At 66.9% G+C, this 18,380-nt stretch carries 18 protein-coding genes and 1 riboswitch; all 18 genes read left to right on the top strand.

What is annotated here, in order from left to right:
• Positions 1-124 precede the first annotated feature (124 nt).
• The 18 genes from thiC (at position 125) to C0617_RS10555 (ending at position 18,114) form a co-directional block, all read left to right on the top strand.
• Positions 125-1,432 (top strand): phosphomethylpyrimidine synthase ThiC, encoded by a 1,308-nt coding sequence (gene thiC, locus C0617_RS10640; RefSeq protein WP_291317006.1) that lies wholly within the window; start codon positions 125-127, stop codon positions 1,430-1,432.
• A gap of 71 nt (positions 1,433-1,503) precedes the next feature.
• Positions 1,504-1,695: riboswitch (cobalamin riboswitch) on the top strand.
• Between the two features lie 90 nt (positions 1,696-1,785).
• Positions 1,786-2,193: a CbiX/SirB N-terminal domain-containing protein gene (locus C0617_RS10635; protein WP_291317005.1), complete on the top strand. Its 408-nt coding sequence runs from the start codon at positions 1,786-1,788 to the stop codon at positions 2,191-2,193.
• Between the two features lie 13 nt (positions 2,194-2,206).
• Positions 2,207-2,839, top strand: a complete 633-nt coding sequence (locus tag C0617_RS10630; protein ID WP_291317004.1) for a precorrin-8X methylmutase — start codon at positions 2,207-2,209, stop codon at positions 2,837-2,839.
• Positions 2,840-2,912: 73 nt separating this feature from the next.
• Positions 2,913-3,572 (top strand): energy-coupling factor ABC transporter permease, encoded by a 660-nt coding sequence (locus C0617_RS10625; protein WP_291317003.1) that lies wholly within the window; start codon positions 2,913-2,915, stop codon positions 3,570-3,572.
• Positions 3,569-3,853, top strand: coding sequence for a hypothetical protein (locus C0617_RS10620; RefSeq protein ID WP_291317002.1), 285 nt, complete (start codon positions 3,569-3,571; stop codon positions 3,851-3,853). The genes C0617_RS10625 and C0617_RS10620 overlap by 4 nt, the downstream gene beginning before the upstream one ends.
• Positions 3,853-4,623, top strand: coding sequence for a cobalt ECF transporter T component CbiQ (cbiQ, locus tag C0617_RS10615; RefSeq protein WP_291317001.1), 771 nt, complete (start codon positions 3,853-3,855; stop codon positions 4,621-4,623). The genes C0617_RS10620 and cbiQ overlap by 1 nt, the downstream gene beginning before the upstream one ends.
• A gap of 114 nt (positions 4,624-4,737) precedes the next feature.
• A complete protein-coding gene (locus tag C0617_RS10610; RefSeq protein ID WP_291317000.1) occupies positions 4,738-5,586 on the top strand; it encodes an ATP-binding cassette domain-containing protein in 849 nt (282 codons plus the stop codon).
• 1 nt (position 5,587) lies between these two features.
• On the top strand, positions 5,588-6,724 hold the full coding sequence (gene cbiD / locus C0617_RS10605; RefSeq protein ID WP_291316999.1) for a cobalt-precorrin-5B (C(1))-methyltransferase CbiD: 1,137 nt from the start codon (positions 5,588-5,590) through the stop codon (positions 6,722-6,724).
• The gene (gene cbiE, locus C0617_RS10600; protein WP_291316998.1) at positions 6,721-7,932 is read left to right on the top strand and encodes a precorrin-6y C5,15-methyltransferase (decarboxylating) subunit CbiE; all 1,212 of its coding nucleotides are present in this window, start codon (positions 6,721-6,723) and stop codon (positions 7,930-7,932) included. Before cbiD ends, cbiE begins: the two co-directional genes overlap by 4 nt.
• A 77-nt stretch (positions 7,933-8,009) precedes the next feature.
• On the top strand, positions 8,010-8,714 hold the full coding sequence (cobI, locus tag C0617_RS10595; RefSeq protein WP_291316997.1) for a precorrin-2 C(20)-methyltransferase: 705 nt from the start codon (positions 8,010-8,012) through the stop codon (positions 8,712-8,714).
• Between the two features lie 80 nt (positions 8,715-8,794).
• On the top strand, positions 8,795-9,571 hold the full coding sequence (gene cobM, locus C0617_RS10590) for a precorrin-4 C(11)-methyltransferase (RefSeq protein WP_291316996.1): 777 nt from the start codon (positions 8,795-8,797) through the stop codon (positions 9,569-9,571).
• Between the two features lie 14 nt (positions 9,572-9,585).
• Entirely contained in the window at positions 9,586-10,635 is a 1,050-nt protein-coding gene (locus tag C0617_RS10585) for a cobalt-precorrin 5A hydrolase (RefSeq protein ID WP_291316995.1), read from the top strand.
• Positions 10,636-11,071: 436 nt separating this feature from the next.
• Positions 11,072-13,384, top strand: coding sequence for a cobyric acid synthase (locus C0617_RS10580; RefSeq protein ID WP_291316994.1), 2,313 nt, complete (start codon positions 11,072-11,074; stop codon positions 13,382-13,384).
• Positions 13,384-14,322, top strand: coding sequence for an adenosylcobinamide-phosphate synthase CbiB (gene cbiB / locus C0617_RS10575; RefSeq protein ID WP_291316993.1), 939 nt, complete (start codon positions 13,384-13,386; stop codon positions 14,320-14,322). Before C0617_RS10580 ends, cbiB begins: the two co-directional genes overlap by 1 nt.
• The gene (cobD, locus tag C0617_RS10570) at positions 14,319-15,389 is read left to right on the top strand and encodes a threonine-phosphate decarboxylase CobD (protein ID WP_291316992.1); all 1,071 of its coding nucleotides are present in this window, start codon (positions 14,319-14,321) and stop codon (positions 15,387-15,389) included. Before cbiB ends, cobD begins: the two co-directional genes overlap by 4 nt.
• Positions 15,386-16,297 carry a patatin-like phospholipase family protein gene (locus C0617_RS10565; protein ID WP_291316991.1) on the top strand — a complete coding sequence of 304 codons (912 nt, stop codon included), beginning with the start codon at positions 15,386-15,388 and terminating at the stop codon, positions 16,295-16,297. Before cobD ends, C0617_RS10565 begins: the two co-directional genes overlap by 4 nt.
• Before the next feature lie 24 nt (positions 16,298-16,321).
• Positions 16,322-16,771 (top strand): hotdog fold thioesterase, encoded by a 450-nt coding sequence (locus tag C0617_RS10560; RefSeq protein WP_291316990.1) that lies wholly within the window; start codon positions 16,322-16,324, stop codon positions 16,769-16,771.
• Positions 16,772-17,082: 311 nt separating this feature from the next.
• Positions 17,083-18,114, top strand: coding sequence for an IS110 family transposase (locus tag C0617_RS10555; protein ID WP_291316989.1), 1,032 nt, complete (start codon positions 17,083-17,085; stop codon positions 18,112-18,114).
• Positions 18,115-18,380: the final 266 nt, after the last annotated feature.

Below are 18,380 nucleotides of genomic sequence, written 5' to 3'. Positions count from 1 at the left end.
GGTGTTGTTGGCTGAAAAGCAGAAGTCAGACCGTAAATCTATTCATTGAGCCATTGCGATAAGAAGCTGTTGACGTTAAGTCGCAGTTGATAATCCTCTCGAGACAGACAAAGGAACGGAACCCGTGAAGACCCAGATCGAATCCGCCCGCCAGGGCGTTGTCACCGAGCAGATGAAAACAGTCGCCGCCGCCGAGGGGGCAAGCCCCGAATTCGTGCGGCAGAGCGTGGCCGAGGGGAAGATCGTCATCCCCTGGAACCATAGCCGCAAGCCCAAGGCCGTCGGTATCGGCAAGGGCTTGAGTACCAAGGTCAACGCCTCCATCGGCACCTCCAGCGACATCGTCGATTACGACGCCGAGATCCGCAAGGCTCAGGCCGCCCAGAAGGCCGGGGCCGACACCCTCATGGAGCTCTCCGTCGGCGGCGATCTCGACCGGGTGCGCCGGGAGGTTATCGGCGCCGTCGATCTGCCGGTGGGGAACGTGCCGCTCTACCAGGCCTTCTGCGAGGCGGCGCGCAAGTACGGTGACCCGAACAAGCTCGACGAGGAGATGCTCTTCGACATCATCGAGCGGCAGTGCGCGGACGGCATGGCCTTCATGGCGGTCCACTGCGGCATCAATCTCTACACCGTCGAGCGGCTTCGCAAGCAGGGCTACCGCTACGGCGGCCTGGTCAGCAAGGGCGGGGTGTCGATGGTCGCCTGGATGATGGCCAACAAGCGGGAGAACCCCCTCTACGAGCAGTTCGACCGGGTCGTCTCGATCCTCAAGAAGTACGACACGGTCCTGTCTTTGGGCAACGGCCTGCGCGCCGGGGCGATCCACGACTCCCACGACCGGGCCATGGTCCAGGAGCTCCTCATCAACTGCGAGCTCGCCGAACTCGGCCAGGAGATGGGCTGCCAGATGCTGGTCGAAGGGCCGGGGCACATGCCCCTCGACGAGATCGAGACCAACATCCGCCTGCAGAAGCGCATGAGCAACGACGCTCCCTACTACATGCTCGGGCCCATCAGCACCGACGTGGTCCCCGGCTACGACCACATCTCGGCCGCCATCGGCTCCGCCCAGTCGAGCCGTTACGGCGCCGACCTGATCTGCTACATCACCCCGGCCGAGCACCTCGCCCTGCCGAACGAGCAGGACGTGGTCGAGGGGGTCAAGGCGGCCAAGGTCGCCGCCTATATCGGCGACATGAACAAGTACCCCGAACGCGGCCGCCAGCGCGACAAGGCGATGAGCAAGTGCCGCCGCGACCTCGACTGGAACAAGCAGTTCGAGCTGGCCCTCTTCCCCGAAGACGCCAAGGCCATTCGCGCCAGCCGGGTCCCCGAGGACGAGCAGACCTGCACGATGTGCGGCGACTTCTGCGCCTCGCGGGGGGCGGGGGAGCTTTTCAAGGGCGACCTGAAGGGGGATAAAATCTAGTAAGCAGTGACGGGTGACGGGGCGAGGCTTTCTGTTTTTAACTCGTTACCCGTTACTGATCACCAGTCACTGTCGTTAAACCATTTCCAGGTGCAGGAAAGGGGGTGCGACTCCCCCGCGGACCCGCCGCTGTGACGGGGGACCGAACCCTCAGCCGCTTTTCGAAGCGGGCCCACTGGACGGACGCCGAGCCGTTCGGGAAGGGGAGGGCTTTTCGGATTGATCCCGGAGCCAGAAAGCCTGCCTGGAAAGAGATTTCGGATCACTGATGGCAAAGGTGACCGGAGGGTGAAGGATGTCTGCGCCCCCGGTCTGCCTGCCGGGGTTTTTTTGTTCAGACAAGGAGTAAAAAGATGAAAACCGCAATTCTTCTCATGGGCCACGGGTCCCGTGTCGCCGAGGCCAACAACGCTCTCCACGCCGTCGCCGAGATGGTCAGCGCCGAGACCGGCTGCGAGATCGTCGAGGTCTCCTTCCGCGAGATGCACTCCCCCAACATCCAGAAGGGGATCGACGCCTGCGTGGCGCGGGGCGCCGGGCGCATCGTCCTCTACCCCTACTTCCTCTTCGCCGGGGCCCACGTCCTCGAGGACCTCCCCGCCGAGATGGAGGCGGCGACGAAGCGCTGCCCCGGGCTGGAGATGGTCCTCGGCAAGCCCCTCGGCGTCCACCCGAAGCTGGGGGAAATCGTCTGCGAGCGCATCGGCGAGACGGTCGCCGAGGCGGGGTGGGAGCTGGCGAGCGAAAGAGCGGCATCCTGAAGGGACGATTGCGATGAACCTGTCCGGTGTTATCCTTGATCCTCATGAGATTGAGAGCCGCAGCTTCGAGATCATCGACGCCGAAGTCGGGCCCCACGATTACGACCGGCGCCAGTGGCCGGTCGTGCGGCGGGTCATTCACACCACCGCCGACTTCGACTTCGCCGCCATCACCCGCTTCTCCGGCGGGGCTGTGGAGGCCGGGATCGAGGCCCTGCGGGGCGGGGCGAGAATCCTCTGCGACACCAACATGGTGCGCGCGGGGGTGAACAAGGCGTCGCTGGCCGCGCTCGGCGGCGAAATCGACTGCCACGTGGCCGACCCCGGGGTCGCCGCCGCGGCCCGCGCCGAAGGGATCACCCGCTCCATCGTCGCCACCCGCAAGGGGGTGGACGAGGGGTGCCGGGTCTTCCTGATCGGCAACGCCCCCACCGCCCTTTTCGAACTGTTGCGCCTGGCGGAGGCGGGGAGGGTCTCCCCGGCCCTCGTCGTCGGGGTGCCGGTCGGCTTCGTCGGCGCGGAGGAGTCCAAGGAGGCGCTGCTCGCCTCCGGCCTGCCTTTTATCACCTGCCGGGGCCGCAAGGGGGGCTCGGCGATCGCCGCCGCCATCCTCAACGCCCTGATGCTGTTGGCCAGAGAGGACTGAAGTGAAGCAAGCTAGACCTTGGGCCTTGACCCTTTTCCTGTCGATTTTGCTGCTTCCGCAAGCGGCATCGGCCATGCACATCTCCGAAGGGATCCTCCCGGTGGGGTGGGCGCTCTTCTGGTTCGCCGTCGCCGCCCCCTTCGTCGCCTGGGGGGTCCGCCAGATCACGCGGAAGAAGGAGGTCGACCCCTCCTACCTCCCCCTGCTGGGGATCTTCGGGGCGGCGGTCTTCGTCTTCAGCTGTTTTCCCATTCCCGTCCCGGTGGCCGGAAGCACCGCCCACCCGGCGGGGACCGGCATGAGCGCGATCTTTCTCGGTCCCTTCGCCAGCGTCGTGGTCGCCTTCATCTCCCTGCTGCTGCAGGCTCTGTTCCTGGCCCACGGCGGCTTGACGACCCTGGGCGGCAACACCTTCTCCATGGGGGTGATCGGATCCTTCGGAGGGTTCGCGGCTTTCTGGGCCGGCCGCAGGCTCGGGTGCGGGCTCTTCTGGAGCGGTTTTCTGGCCGGAGCGGCCGCCGACCTCCTGACCTACCTCGGCACCTCCTTCGAGATGGCCCTGGCCCTCCACGGAACCAGGCCCTTCCTGTCGGTGCTGGGGCAGATCTATCTCGCCTTTATGCCGACCCAGATCCCCCTCTCGATCCTCGAAGGGCTGGTGACCGGGGGGATGCTCGTCTACGTGCTGAAACATCGCCCCGACATATTGCGCAAGCTGGGGGTGGCGGCATGAGGCGCCTGGTCCTTCTCCCGCTCATTTTTTTCTGCCTTTATGGCGGTTTTGCCCGCGGCGAAGAGGAGAAGCCGAAGTGGCCCGGGGTGGACGAGACGGTGGTCGAGAAATACGCCGCCGAATTGGGGCGCGAGGCCCGGGATCCGTATATCAACACCGACCAGGGAGACCTGCTCCTCTTCGTTTTTGCTCTGGCCGGGGCGATCGGAGGCTTCGTCATGGGCTTTTATTGGCACAAGGTCTTCGTGGCCGGCAAGAAGGACCCGGAGAAGACCGGTTGATGGGAGGCGCCCACGGCTTCATCGATGCGGCAGGGGAGAACCGGCGCCTTCTGGTGGCCCTGGACGGCCGGGTCAAGCTGGCGCTGCTGATCGCGGCGCTGGGGGTGAACCTGACAGCGGGCGGGGTGCGCACCCCCCTGCTCCTTGCCGGCCTCGCCTTTCTGCTGGTGCGGCTGGCCGGGGTGCGGTCGGGGTCGTTTTTCAAGCGCATGGCCGTCCCCTTCACCCTGGCCTGCGTCGCCTTCGTGACCCAGCTCTTCTGGGTGCAGGAAGGGGGCGAGGTGCTGCGCTTCGTCCTCTTCGGCAAGGAGTTCGTCTTCTTCTCCGGAGGGGTACTGCGGGGCCTGGAGCTGGCCTCCCGGATCGTGGGAGGCATGGGGGTGCTTCTTTTCTTCTCTCTCTCCACCCCCCTGCCCGAGCTGATGCGGGCGGCGCGCTTCTTTCGCTGTCCGCCGGTCCTGGTGGAGCTGGCCCTGATCATGTACCGCTACATCTTCCTCCTTCTCGAGGAGGGGGGGCGGATCCGCGGCGCCCAGAAGGCCCGGCTCGGGTACACCGGCTTCAGGAACGCCCTGCGCTCGGGAGGCATCCTCGGCGGCATGCTGGTGCTGCGCACCTACGACCGGGCCGAGAACAGTTTTGCGGCCATGCGCTGCCGGGGTTATCGCGGCGCCCTGACCGCTATCGTCCCGGGGCACATGCAGGGGCGGGACTGGCTGGCTCTGGTCTTCGGTTCGTTCCTGCTGCTTGGTTTGTATCTGGCCAGGTAGGCGACAGGGAAGAGCGGCCACAGAGGTGACTTCCTGCTTTGTTTGGGTATTGACATCAGAGAGGCGCCATGTGTGCTTCCACGGTTCCGCGGCATAAAGAAGGGTTGAAACGTTTTGCTGAAGATCGAAAACCTGCACTACACCTACGAGGACGGCACCCCCGCCCTGAACGGCATCGATCTGGAGATCGGGCGGGGGGAGTTCCTTGCCGTGCTCGGCTCCAACGGCAGCGGCAAGACGACCCTGATCAAGCACCTCAACGGCCTGCTGCGCCCGACCCTGGGCCGGGTCCTCCTCGACGGCAAGCCGATCGAGCGGGTCGAGGACCGGGAGGTCTTCAGCCGCATCGGCATCGTTTTCCAGGACCCCAACGACCAGCTCTTCGCTTCCACCGTAGAGGAGGACGTGGCCTTCGGTCCGACCAACATGGGACTTCCCCCCGGGGAGGTCAAGGAGCGCGTCCACCGGGCCCTGCACATGGTCGGCATGCAGGATTTCGCCCGCAAGGCGGTCCACGCCCTCTCCCACGGTCAGAAGAAGCGCATCTGCGTGGCCGGCATCCTCGCTATGGAGCCCCAGGTCATCATCCTCGACGAGCCGACGGCGGGCCTCGACCCGATGGGGGTCCACTCCCTGATGCACCTGCTGGAGGACCTCAATAAGAAGCAGGGGATCACCATGATCATGGCGACCCACGTGGTCGACCTGGTCCCCCTGTTCATGAGCAAGATCGCCATCCTCAGTCGCGGCCAGATGCTGCGTTCCGGCACCCCGGAGGATGTTTTCGGCGACCCGGAGGCCATCGTGAAGGCCAAGCTGCACTTGCCCCTGGTGGCCGAACTGATGCACATCCTCAAGACCCGCGATCATGTGAAGCTGCACCACATCCCCCTGACCGTCGGCGAGGCGCGCCGGGAGATCCTGCGCCTCCTTTCGGTGCAGGACGTCGCCTCTCGGGTCTGAGATGGCCGGGGAGAACCTTCGCCACGGATTCACCACCGGCGCCTGCGCCGCCGCGGCGGCCCTGGGGGCCGCCCGCATGCTCCGCGATGGGCGGCCGGTGCGGAGCGTCGAGCTGTTCCTGCCTGCCGGCTTCAGCGCCACCTTTCCCCTGGGGGGGCAGGACTTCGACGGGACGCGGGCGAGTTGCTATGTGGTCAAGGACGCCGGGGACGACCCCGACGTCACCGACGGCGTCGAGGTCCATGCCGAGGTGGCATGGATTTCCCCCTCGCCCCGGCCCTCTCCCGCAGTGGGGGAGGGCGGCCCGGCAATCTCCATCGAGGCCGGGCGCGGCGTCGGTCGGGTGACCAAGCCCGGACTCGCCGTCGCCGTGGGCGAGCCGGCCATCAACCCGGTGCCCCGGAAGATGATCGCCGAGGCCGTCCGTTCGGTCTTTCACGACCTTCCCGCGGATCGGGTCCTGCGGGTGACGGTCTCCATCCCCGACGGGGAGGAGCGCGCCCGGCGAACTCTCAACGAGCGATTGGGGATTGTCGGAGGGCTTTCGATCCTCGGCACCACCGGGGTGGTCAAGCCGATTTCCCACAAGGCCTGGACCGATACGGTCGACGTGGCCATCGACGTGGCCCTTGCCGCCGGTTCCCCGGCGGTCGTCCTGTCCACCGGGCGCACCAGCGAGAAGTGTGCCCAGCAGGTCCTGGACCTGCCCGAGGAAGCCTGCGTCATGATGGGGGACCACGTCGGCTACGCTCTCGAGGCCTGCCATCGCAAGGGGGTGCCTCGAATCGTCCTGGCGGCCCAGTTCGCCAAGCTGGTCAAGATCGCCTGCGGTCACCCCCAGACCCACGTCCGCTTCTCCCGCCTCGACCTCTCCCGTCTGGCCGGCTGGGCCCGGGCCGGCGGCCTTGACGAGGGTCTGGCGAAAAAGCTAGAGTGGGCCAACACTGCCCGGGAGGTCTACGAGGCGTCCGGCGAATCGGCCCGCCTCGGGGACGAGGTGGCCGGGCACGCCCTGGAGAGGCTGAGCAACCTGGCCCCCGGGGCGGATATCGCAATTTTGCTGGTGGGATACGACGGAGGTGCCGCCGGCCGTTTCGGGCTCTGGCCCGCGTCCATGGAGAGGAAGGGAAAGCCATGAAAAGCGTCCACGTCATCGGAGCGGGGGTCGAAGGGCAGGAGGGCTTCAGCGGCCGGGCCCTGGAGCTGATCAAGCAGGCCGGGGTCCTCATGGGGGGCGAGCGCCAGCTCGAGCTTTTCCCCGACTTCGGCGGGGAGAAGGTGGCCATCGGCAACAACCTGGGCGAGGTGGTCGAGCGCCTGAAAAAGAGCGATCGGCGGGTCGTCATCCTCGCCTCGGGAGACCCGCTCTTCTTCGGCATCGGGCGCTATCTGCTGCGCAATCTGCCCGACGAGGATTTCGAGTTCGTCCCCAATGTCAGCTCCGTCCAGTACGCCTTCGCAAAGATCAAGGTCCCCTGGGACGACGCGGTCTCCGTCTCGGCCCATGGCCGGGGCCTCAAGGGCGCGGTGGACCGCATTGTCGCCAACGACAAGGTCGCGGTCCTTACCGACGAGCGCAACACCCCCGCCGCTATCGCCGCCGAACTGCTGGAGCGGGGCCGCTCCGGCTACGCCGCCTGGCTCTGCGAGAACCTGGGAGGGGACGACGAGCGGATCGTCGAGACCGACGTCAAGGGTCTGCTGGAGATCGCGGCGGCCCCCCTCAACGTCCTGATCCTGATCAAGGAATACGAGGCCGCCGGGGAGGGTTACGTGCCGGCCCTGGGCATCCCCGACGACGAGTTCGCCACCATCAAGAAGCTGATCACCAAGGAGGAGGTGCGGGCGGTGAGCCTGGCCAAGCTCCGCCTGTGCCACGACATGACCCTGTGGGACGTCGGCGCCGGCAGCGGCTCGGTCAGCATCGAGGCCGACCACCTGCTCCCCAACGGCCGCATCTTCGCCGTGGAGCGCAACGAGCAGTGCCTGGAGCACATCAAGGGGAACCTCAACAAGTTCAACGCCCGGCACGTGACCCTCGTCGAGGGCGAGGCCCCGGCCTGCCTGGAGACCCTTCCCGACCCGGACCGGGTCTTCATCGGCGGCTCGGGCGGCAACCTGTACGACATCCTCCAGGCGGTCGACGCCCGGCTCCCGGCCGACGGCCGGGTAGTTCTCAACGCCGTCACCCTCGATACCCTCACCGCCGCCAACGAGTTTTTCGACAACGCCGGCTACCAGGTGGAAGTGGCCACGGTCAATATCGCCCGCACCCGTCCGCTGACCGACTACAAGATGTTCGAGGCCTTCAACCCCGTCTTCGTGGTGACCGCGGTCAAGGAATAACGGCGAAGCTGGAAGCTATAAGCTATAAGCTATAAGCTGGAAGCTATAAGCTGGAAGCTTACGGCTAAGGATTTTATATGAACGCTCGTGTTGTTGCTGTCGGGGTCGGCCCCGGCGACCCCGAACTGATCACCCTCAAGGGGGTCCGGATGATCCGGGAGGCCGACGTTGTCGTGGCCCCGGTGGGGGACCGCTCGGACTCCTCCATCGCCCGGGCCATCGTCGAGGAGTTCGTCGACCCCGCGCGCCAGAAACTCGTCACCCAGGTCTATCCCATGAAGCGGGACCAGGCGGGGCTCGAGGAGAGCTGGGCCGCCTCGGCCCGGGAGGTGGCCGGTTTCGTCGCCGCGGGGAAAAACGTCGCCTTCGTCACCATCGGCGATCCCTTTCTCTACTCCACCTTCCTCTATCTCTACCGGCACCTGAAGGACGAGTTCCCCCGGATTCCCGTCGAGGTCGTCTCCGGGGTCTCCTCCATCAACGCCGCCTCGGCCCTTTCGGGGCTGCCCCTGGGGCTGAACGACGAGCGCCTCGCGGTCCTGCCGGCGACCTACGAAGAGGGCGGGCTGAGACGGGCCCTGGAGGACTTCGACACCGTCGTCCTGATGAAGGTGCACCGGGTCTTTCGGCGCATCCGCGACCTGCTGGCCGAACTCGGCCTGAAGGAAAAAGCTGTGTACGTCAAGCGGGTCGGGCTGGCCGGCGAGGCGGTCTTCTCCAACCTGGACGGGGTGGGTGAGGGGGACCTCGATTACCTGTCGATGGTGATTGTCAAAAAGTAGGTTTCCACGGGGCGTCCCCCATGCCCTCCGCCACGGCCTTCTCCAACGGCGGGAGCTAACAGCAAGGAACGGAATTGAACATGCAGGGTAAGGTCGTTTTCGTCGGGGCGGGCCCCGGCGACCCGGAGTTGATCACCGTCAAGGGGCTGAAAACCCTGCAGAGAGCGGACCTGGTGGTCTACGCCGGCTCCCTGGTGAACCGCGCCCTCCTCTCCGAGCTCAAGGCCGGGGCCGAGGCCCACGACAGCGCCCCCTTGAACCTCGACGAGGTGCTGAGCCTGATGGCCGAGGGGGTGGCTGCCGGCAAACGGGTGGTGCGCCTGCACACGGGGGACCCCTCGGTCTACGGGGCGATCCAGGAGCAGATGGAGGCCCTCGATGGCCTCGGCATCTCCTGCGAGGTCGTGCCGGGGGTGACGGCGGCCTTCGCGGCGGCGGCCAGCCTGAAGCAGGAGCTGACCCTGCCCGGCGTCTCCCAGACCGTCGTTCTGACCCGGATCGAGGGGCGCACCCCGGTGCCCGAGAAGGAGCGCCTCTGCCGCATCGCCGCCCTCGGGGCCACGACCTGCCTCTATCTCTCCGTCGACAAGCTGGAGAGGGTGGTCGAGGAATTCCTCGCCGGGGGGATGTTCACCGCCAAGACCCCGGCGGCGGTGGTCAGCCGGGCCAGCTGGGAGGACGAGCGGGTCGTCGAGGGGACCCTGGGTGACATCGCCGGCAAGGTGGCCGGGGCGGGGATCGTCCGCCAGGCCCTGATCATCGTCGGCGAAGTCCTCTCCGCCCGAACCGGCGGGGTCCCGGAGAAGTCGAAGCTCTACGATCCCGATTTCTGCCACGGTTTCCGGATCAGGACCTGAAAAACAGTTTCCTTATGAACATCGCCATCATTGCCATCACCCCCGGCGGGGCCGCCCTGGCCCGGCGCCTGGACGGGTCCCTCCCCGGCGCCGAGGTACACCTCCCGGAGCGCTTCCGGCAGGATGACCGTTGCCGGTACTTCCGGGAGCCGCTGGCGGAGGTGCTGCCGCGGCTCTTCGCCGAGGGCCGACCGTTGGTCTGCGTCATGGCGGCGGGGATCGCGGTGCGCCTTCTCGCCCCCCATCTGCAGGGGAAGTCGGTCGACCCGGCGGTGGTGGTCATGGACGAGAGGGGCGCCTTCGCCGTCAGCCTCCTCTCGGGGCACCTCGGCGGCGCCAACGCCCTCGCCCGGCAGCTGGCCGCCCTTTCCGGGGGGCAGGCGGTCGTGACGACCGCCACCGACGTCAACGGTCTTCCCGCCTGGGACGAGGTCGCCCGACAGGAGGGGATGACGATCGAGCCCCTGGCCGCCATCCGCACCCTCAACCGGCTGCTGCTGGAGGGGGGAAAGATCCTCCTGGCCGACGAAGGCGGCCTGCTCGGCTACCGGTACGAGGGGGTCGCCGGGGTCCGGCGAATCGCGACTGTCGAAGAGGCGCTTCGCGGGGACGCGGAGGGCAAGGTCCTCGTCACCCACCATCTCCGATCCGAAGGAGAGGGGGCGGATAACGTCCTCTTCCTGCGGCCGCGAAACCTGGCGGTGGGGATCGGCTGCAACCGGGGGACCAGCGCCGAAGAGATCGAAAAGACGGTCTTCTCCGAGCTGGAAAGAGCCGGCCTCTCGCCCCGCAGCATCGCCTGCCTCGCCACGGTCGAGGCCAAGAGGGATGAGGCGGGCCTCCTTCGCTTCGCCGAGGCCCACGGTCTGCCCCTCGCCTTCTATTCCGCCGAAGAGCTGAACCGGGTCGAGGCCCCGAGCGCCGACTCCCCCCACGCCCTGGCGGCCGTCGGCGCCCGAGGGGTCAGCGAGCCCGCCGCCATCCTCGCCTCCGGCGGCGGTCCGTTTCTGCTTCCGAAGGTGAAGAGGGGGAATGTGACCGTGGCGGTGGCGGAACGTCCGTGACGGGTGATCCGTAACCGGTGATCTGAAAACCGATCTTCCGCTCGTTCCTTCTCCCTGAGGGAGAAGGTGGCCGGAGGCCGGATGAGGGGGGATTGGTCCTCGTCAAGTCAGGAAATGACCGGCCGGCGGGACGGGATCTTTGCTGTGCCGGCCGGGTACGCAATCCTCGCCACGGAGCGGCGGCCCCAATAACCGGCTCAATGGTCGAAGCGGATGCTGAACCGCCGCGACGGAAATGCCCCCCGCAGGGGAAGCCATTTTTTGCTTCCTTTTTGTTGGCTCGGACAAAAAGGAAGGCGTCCGGCGGGACGCGACCCGCCGCTTTTCAGGGTGTTGGCTCGCCGTTCACCAGGTGCCTCACCCCGTCTCCGACGCACTAGGACACCAAACCCCGGGCGCAGCGCGCAACGATACTCAAGACAGGTTCTCCCATCCCATGAAAAACAAACTCTACGTCGTCGGCATCGGCCCCGGCGGCCCCGAACATATCACTCCCGCCGCCTCAAAGGCCATCGAAGCCTCCGACGCGGTCGTCGGCTACCGCACCTACGTCGACCTGATCGCCCCCCTGCTGGAGGGCAAGGAGGTCCACGCCAGCGGCATGAAGCAGGAGGTGGCCCGCTGCCGCCAGGCGATCGAGCTGGCCGCCGGGGGGAGGACCGTGGCCCTCGTCTCCTCCGGGGACGCCGGCATCTACGGCATGGCCGGCCTGGTCCTGGAACTCCTCGGCAACGCCCTCGTGGAGGTGGAGATCGTCCCCGGCGTCTCCGCTGTGCAGGCCGCCGCCGCCCGCCTCGGGGCGCCGCTGATGCACGACTTCGCCGTCGTCTCCCTCTCCGATCTTCTCACCCCCTGGGCCCTCATCCGCCGCCGGCTGATCGCCGCGGCCTCCGCCGATTTCGTGGTCGCTCTCTACAACCCCCGGAGCCGGGGGCGGGTCACCCAGCTCGAGGAGGCCCGGCAGATCCTCCTGCGCTCCCGTTCCCCCGAGACCCCGGTTGGGATCGTCCGCAACGCCTGCCGGCCCGGGGAGTCCGTCGTCGTCACCGACCTGGCGGGCCTTCCGGAGCAGGAGGTTGACATGTTCTCCATCGTCATCGTCGGCAACGCCTCCACCGGCGTCGACGGCTTCGGGAGGATGGTGACGCCGCGCGGCTATGCCGGGAAATACGGAGTTCAAGGAAAAAGGTTAAAGGACCAGGGGAAATCGGAGGACCTCGAGCCCCGAGCCTCGTCACCCGTCCCTGCGTCCCCCCGGGCCCTCTTCGTCGGCGGCACCGGCTCGGACGTCGGCAAGAGCGTTCTCGCCGCAGGGTTCTGCCGGATCCTTTGCCGGCGGGGGCTGTCTGTCGCCCCCTTCAAGGCGCAGAACATGGCCCTCAACTCGGCGGTGACCCCCGAGGGGGGAGAGATCGGCCGGGCCCAGGCCCTCCAGGCCGCGGCCTGCGGCATCGCCCCTCACACCGACATGAACCCGGTGCTCCTCAAGCCCAACTCGGAGACCGGCTCCCAGGTGGTCGTCCAGGGACGCCCGGTGGGGAACATGACCGTCGCTGAGTACCACGCCTACAAGGAGACCGCCTGGACGCGGGTGGAGGAATCCTACGGGCGCCTGGCCTCCGCCCACGACATGGTCGTCCTGGAGGGGGCCGGAAGCATCGCCGAGATCAACCTGCGGGCCCACGACATCGTCAACCTCCGGGCCGCGGAGATGGCCGAAGCGCCGGTTCTGTTGGTGGCCGACATCGATCGGGGCGGGGTCTTCGCCGCCGTCGTCGGCACCCTCGAACTGCTCTCTCCCGCCGAGCGGAAGCTGGTCGCCGGGGTGGTGATCAACAAGTTCCGCGGCGACCCCTCCCTGCTGACGCCCGGCATCGAAGAGGTGGAGGCCCGCACCGGGGTGCCGGTGCTGGGGGTCGTTCCGTGGCTCGACCTGCACCTGCCCGAGGAGGACTCCCTCGGCCTGGCCCGCAAGGGAAAGGCCGCCGGGAAGGGACAGCTGCGCATCGGCGTGGTGCGCCTGCCCCGGATCTCCAACTACACCGACTTCGACCCCCTCGAACACGAAGCCGATGTGGAACTGGCCTACCTCGATGATCCGGCCGGGGTGGCGGGCCTCGACCTGCTGATTCTCCCCGGGACCAAAAGCACCCTGCCCGATCTGGAGTTCCTGCGCCGGAGCGGCTTCGCGAAGGCCATCGGCGACTACCACGCCGCGGGGGGGCGGGTCGCCGGGATCTGCGGCGGCTACCAGATGCTCGGGCGCCGGGTCGCCGATCCCCAGGGGGTGGAATCGAGCCTCGCCGGGGCCGAGGGGCTCGGCCTGCTCGACGTCGAGACCGTGCTCTGCCCGGCCAAGCAGACCCGCCAGGCGGCGGGGGCGTTTCTGCCCGCGGCCGGTGCGGCGGGGCTGGCCGGGAAGGCGACCGGCTACGAGATCCACATGGGGGAGACCGCTCGCGGGCCCTCATCCCGGCCCCTGCTGAGCCTGACCGAGGGGGAGGACGGGGCCGTCTCCGGCGACGGGCGGGTCTGGGGAACCTACCTGCATGGCCTGTTCGACGATCCCGCCCTCCGCAGGGCCCTGCTCGACGCTCTGCGCTCCCGGCGCGGCCTCGGGCCCGGTGAAGCCGACCAGGGCCCCGCCATCGAGGAGGAACTCGACCGCTTGGCCGACCACCTGGAGCGTCACCTCGACCTGGAACCGCTGCTGGGAAAGATCGGCCGACAGCGGGTTGACGTGGCCTGATGGGCGGCCTGATCCTCTGCGCCTTCGCCCTCGACCTGCTGCTGGGGGACCCGCGCGGTCTGCCCCACCCGGTTGTCTTTATCGGTCGGCTTATCGGGCGTCTGGAGGGCCTGCTGACGGGGCTGGTCGCGAACCGGCGAGTGGCGGGCGTTCTGCTCGCAGGCTTGACCCTGGCGGTCACCGGACTCGTTACCCTCGCCCTGCTGCGGCTGGCCGGGGCGATCCACCCCCTTCTCGGCTGGCTGGCCGCACTGTGGGCGGCCTACACGACCCTTGCCCTGCGGTCCCTCCACCGGGAGAGCCGGGAGGTGGTGGCCCTGGTGGAGGACGGAAGGCTGGAGGATGCGCGCCGCGCCCTCTCCTTGATCGTCGGGCGGGACACCGCAGCCCTGGACGAGGAGGGGATCCTGCGGGCCTGTATCGAGACGGTGGCGGAGAACGCTTCGGACGGGGTTGTGGCCCCCCTTTTCTACCTCTTTCTCGGCGGGCCGGTGTTGGCGATGCTCTACAAGGCCGCCAATACCCTGGACTCCATGGTGGGGTACAAGAACGACCGCTACCGGGAACTGGGATGGGCCTCGGCCCGCCTCGACGACCTGCTCAACCTGCTTCCCGCCCGGCTGACCGGGCTGCTGGTGGTCCTGGCCGCCTTTCCCCTGGGACTCGACGGTCGGGAGGCCCTGCGCATCATGCGGCGCGACGCGGCCAAGCACAAAAGCCCCAACGCCGGTTACCCGGAGGCCGCCGCCGCGGGGGCCCTCGGGGTGAGGCTGGGCGGGCCGGCGGTCTATTTCGGCCAAACCGTGGAAAAGGCCTCTCTGGGCGACGGGGCCGGGCCGGTTACCGCCGGGAGCTACCGGGCTATGATCCGGATCCTCTACCTGGCTTCAAGCCTCGCTCTGGGACTGGGGCTGCTGCTGACGGGACTATGGCGATGACAGACGGACAGCATGGCGGAGGGGTGCTGAGGGCCGCCCGGGAACTGGGCCGGCCGGTGGCGGAACTGTTCGATTTTTCGGCCAGCATCAACCCCCTGGGGACGCCGGTCGGGGCGCTGCAGGCCGCGCGGGAGGCCCTCGACCTGGCCGGGCACTACCCCGAGATCGCCGCCGCCTCCCTCGGCGCCGCCCTCGCGGCCCATCACCGCCTGCCAGAAAGGTGCGTCCTGCCCGGCAACGGCTCGACGGAGCTCCTCTACCTGCTGCCCCGGGTCTTGCGCCCCCGCCGGGCTCTCGTCGTGGTTCCCGCTTTCAGCGAATACGGGCGCAGCCTGCACTCGGCCGGAACCGCCCTGGACGCCTTCGCCCTGCGGCCGGAGGACGACTTCCGCCTCGACCCCGAAGCTCTCCTGGAGTCCCTGCATCCCGATACGGACCTCGTCCTCCTCGCCAACCCGGCCAACCCCACGGGCGTCGGCATCGGTCCTGAGGTCCTGGAGGAACTCGCCCGCCGCCTGCGCGGCCGGGCCCTGCTGGCGGTGGACGAGGCCTTTGTCGATTTCTGCCCCGCCCTGTCGGTGATCGGCCGCGTTCCCGTCCTCGACAACCTCTGGGTCTTCCGCTCCCTGACCAAGTTCTACGCTCTCGCCGGGCTGCGGGCCGGGTACCTGGCCGGCCCCGCCGGGGGCGTCGCCCGCCTCGCCGCGGCCAAGGAGCCCTGGACCCTGTCGACCCCGGCCCTGGAGGCGGCCAAGGCCTGCCTGGCCGAGAACGATTTCCGGCGCCGCACCCTGGAGGCGATCCCGCCCCTGCGCCGCGCCCTGGCGGAGGGCCTGGAAGAGTTGGGGATGACCGTCTTTGCCGGGCAGGCCAACTACCTGCTGGCCCGCCTGGAGGAACGGATGCCGGGCGCCGCCGAAATCGCCGCGGCGTTGCGGCCGATCGGCATTCTGATCCGGGACTGCGCCAACTTCCCCCCCCTCGACGGGCGCTACCTGCGGGTGGCGGTTCGCGGCGAGAGGGAGAATCTTCGCCTGTTAGAGGCTCTGACGGAGGTGCTGAAATGAGCCGCTTCAAGGTCGGACTGGCCCTGGGGGGCGGCGCGGCCCGCGCCCTGGCCCACATCGGCATCCTGGAGGCTCTGGAGGAAGCCCGCATCCCCGTGGACTTCATCGTCGGCACCAGCATGGGGGCGGTCATCGGGGCCATCTACGCCGCCAATCCCGATGTGGGGGCGCTCAAGGAGAGGGTCGCCGGCTATCTGGACAGCGAGGAGTTTGGCCGCTCCAAGTTCGCATTCATGAAGGAGAAGGACGCCGTCGAGGGGGACGGCCTCTTCTTCAAGTTCTCCCAGTTCGCCCGCAAGGGGGTCTTCTATACGGGGATCATGACCCGCCGGGGGTTCATCCCCGAGGAGACCTCGGACCGTCACTACGCCCTGCTGGTGGACGACATCCCCATCGAGGAGGCCCGGATCCCCTTCTGCGCCACCTCGGTCGATCTTGTCTCCGGGGAGGAATACCTGCTCAAGCGGGGAAGCATGCGCCGCGCGGTGGCGGCTTCCTGCGCCATCCCCGGTATTCTCGAGCCGGTGACGCTGGACGGCCGGATGCTGGTGGACGGCGGTTGGCTCAACGCCGTTCCCGTGGCGCCGGCCCGCGAGATGGGGGCGAAATTCGTCATCGCCGTCGACACGAGTCGGGACATCGGGGAGCCGGAGCCCCTGGACAACGGCCTCGACATCGTTTTTCGCTCCGACTCCATCACCCGCTACGCCCTGGCCAATTGCCAGGTGGGGCATGCCGACATCGTCCTGGCGCCCGGCACGGGCGGCATCCACTGGGCCGACTTTTCCCAGGCCGAGGCGTCGATCGCCAGCGGTCGCGAAGAGGTGCGGGCCCGCGCCGGGGAGATCAAGCGCGCCATCCGCAAAAGACGCCTGCGCTCCCTCCTCGGGGGCAGGGCGAATCGCTAAACGACCGACGAGAAAGGGCAGACCATGTCCATCTGGTATCGCGACTATTCCCTTGACGAGCTGAGAATAATGTCGGAGGGCAACATGCTCGAGCACCTCGCCATCGAGTTCACCGAGATCGGGGAGGACTGCCTCACCGCCCGGATGCCGGTCGACCGCAGGACGAAACAGCCGGCCGGACTCCTGCACGGTGGCGCCTCGGTGGTCCTCGCCGAGACCCTCGGAAGCGTCGCCGCCAACCTCTGCATCGACCCCGAGGAGAAGTACTGCGTCGGCCAGGAGGTCAACGCCAACCATCTGCGGCCGGTCAGTAGCGGTTTCGTGACCTGGGTCGCCCGGCCCCTGCAGATCGGCCGCTCGGCCCAGGTGTGGGAGATCCGGATTCACGACGAGCGCGACAAGCTGGTCTGTGTTTCCCGCCTGACCATGGCGGTGCTGGCAGGGAAGGCGAAGCCGCTGGCTCTGCGGGGGTAGGCCGGATTCCGATCGCAGGAAAAGGCCGTAATCCATTTAAAAACGTTTCGCTCCGGAATTCGGCCCGGGGCCAGGTCGGAGGACATCCGGAGCACCGGATGTCCTCTTTTTTGTCTCCTCAGAGAGTTTCGGAGGGCGGCGAAAGGGGGGATGGGTCGTCCCTGGTTTACTCCAGAACACCTTTTTTGATTCCTTTGCGGCTTTGCGTCTTGAGTGATGAAATGGTCTCCCCTCGCTACCTACTTCGGCGTCGATGCGCCATGATGGAGAGAGAGAAACTTTCCATCAACGAGGAGCGANAGGAGACCAAGATGAATATTACCACCGTCGGTTTGGACCTGGCAAAAAACGTCTTTCACGTCGTCTGCTTCAACAAGCGGTTCAAAGAGGTCAAAAAACGCATGCTCCGGCGCAGTCAGGTTCTTCAATTCTTTGCCCAGTTGCCATCTTGCCGGATCGGCATGGAGGCTTGTGCCAGCTCCCATTACTGGGGACGAGAGTTGCGTACCCTGGGCCATGAGGTGAAGTTGATACCTCCCCAATACGTAAAACCCTATCTGCGGGGAAACAAGAACGACTATAACGACTCTCGTGCTATTGCCGAGGCCCTGACTCGGCCAGACATGCCATTTGTGGCGATCAAAACAGTGGAAGAGCAGGACATGCAGGCTCTTCACCGGATGCGATCCAAGTGCGTGAAAGAACGGACAGCGCTCAGCAACTCCACCCGCGGGTTACTTGGTGAATACGGCATTGTCTTGCCCAAAGGGCTCGCTGCCTTGCGCAGGGCCATCCCGGAGATCCTGGAGGATGCGGAGAACGGATTGAGCGATCGTTTCCGGAACCTGCTGGCACGGCGCTATGAACAACTTGCAGAAATCGAAGGCCATATCGCTTTCTACACGGCCGAACTCGAGCTCTTGGGTCGGCAGGATGATGCTTGTCAGCGGCTGCAGACCGTTCCAGGTTTTGGACCGATCGTGTCCAGCGCCTTCCGCAGCGCCATCGGCGATGGCCGAACCTATGCCCGGGGACGAGATGTCGCGGCGTCTCTGGGCCTAGTTCCACGCCAGCACAGCAGTGGCGGCAAGAACAACCTGCTTGGCATCAGCAAACGGGGCGACAAGTATCTGCGCACCTTACTGGTCCATGGTGCCCGATCTGTGGTCACACAGGCCGCGGGGAGGGATGACCCCTTGAGTCGATGGATCAACCGCCTCCGTGAAGACCGGGGTTGGAACAAGGCCGTCGTGGCTTTGGCCAACAAAATGGCGCGCATCGGCTGGGCCGTCTTGCGACACAACACCCATTATCAACCTGGCTCAGTGCAAACGGCTCGCTAACTTCAACCCGCAACAAACAGGGAGTTTCCCACCAGAAATTGCGAAGGCTCTGTGGCAAGCAATTACAACACAGGTCAGACCGGCGTATCGAAAACCTGGCTCGCTCGCAGGTCGGAAGAGACCGTTTGAGTGATAAGGACGATACGCGCGAAAATCATTGAGGCCCGAGAGATTGAGTTCTCTCACAGAGAGGCCGGATATACGGCAGCAATCCTGTCCCTGTCATTCAGTTCACAAGCCCTTGCAAAGCGGGGGGAGACCATATA

Source organism: Desulfuromonas sp. (assembly GCF_002868845.1).
Taxonomy (GTDB): domain Bacteria; phylum Desulfobacterota; class Desulfuromonadia; order Desulfuromonadales; family BM501; genus BM501.
The sequence above is the reverse complement of the archived record's forward strand: the minus strand, read 5'-3'. Positions and strand labels throughout refer to the sequence as shown.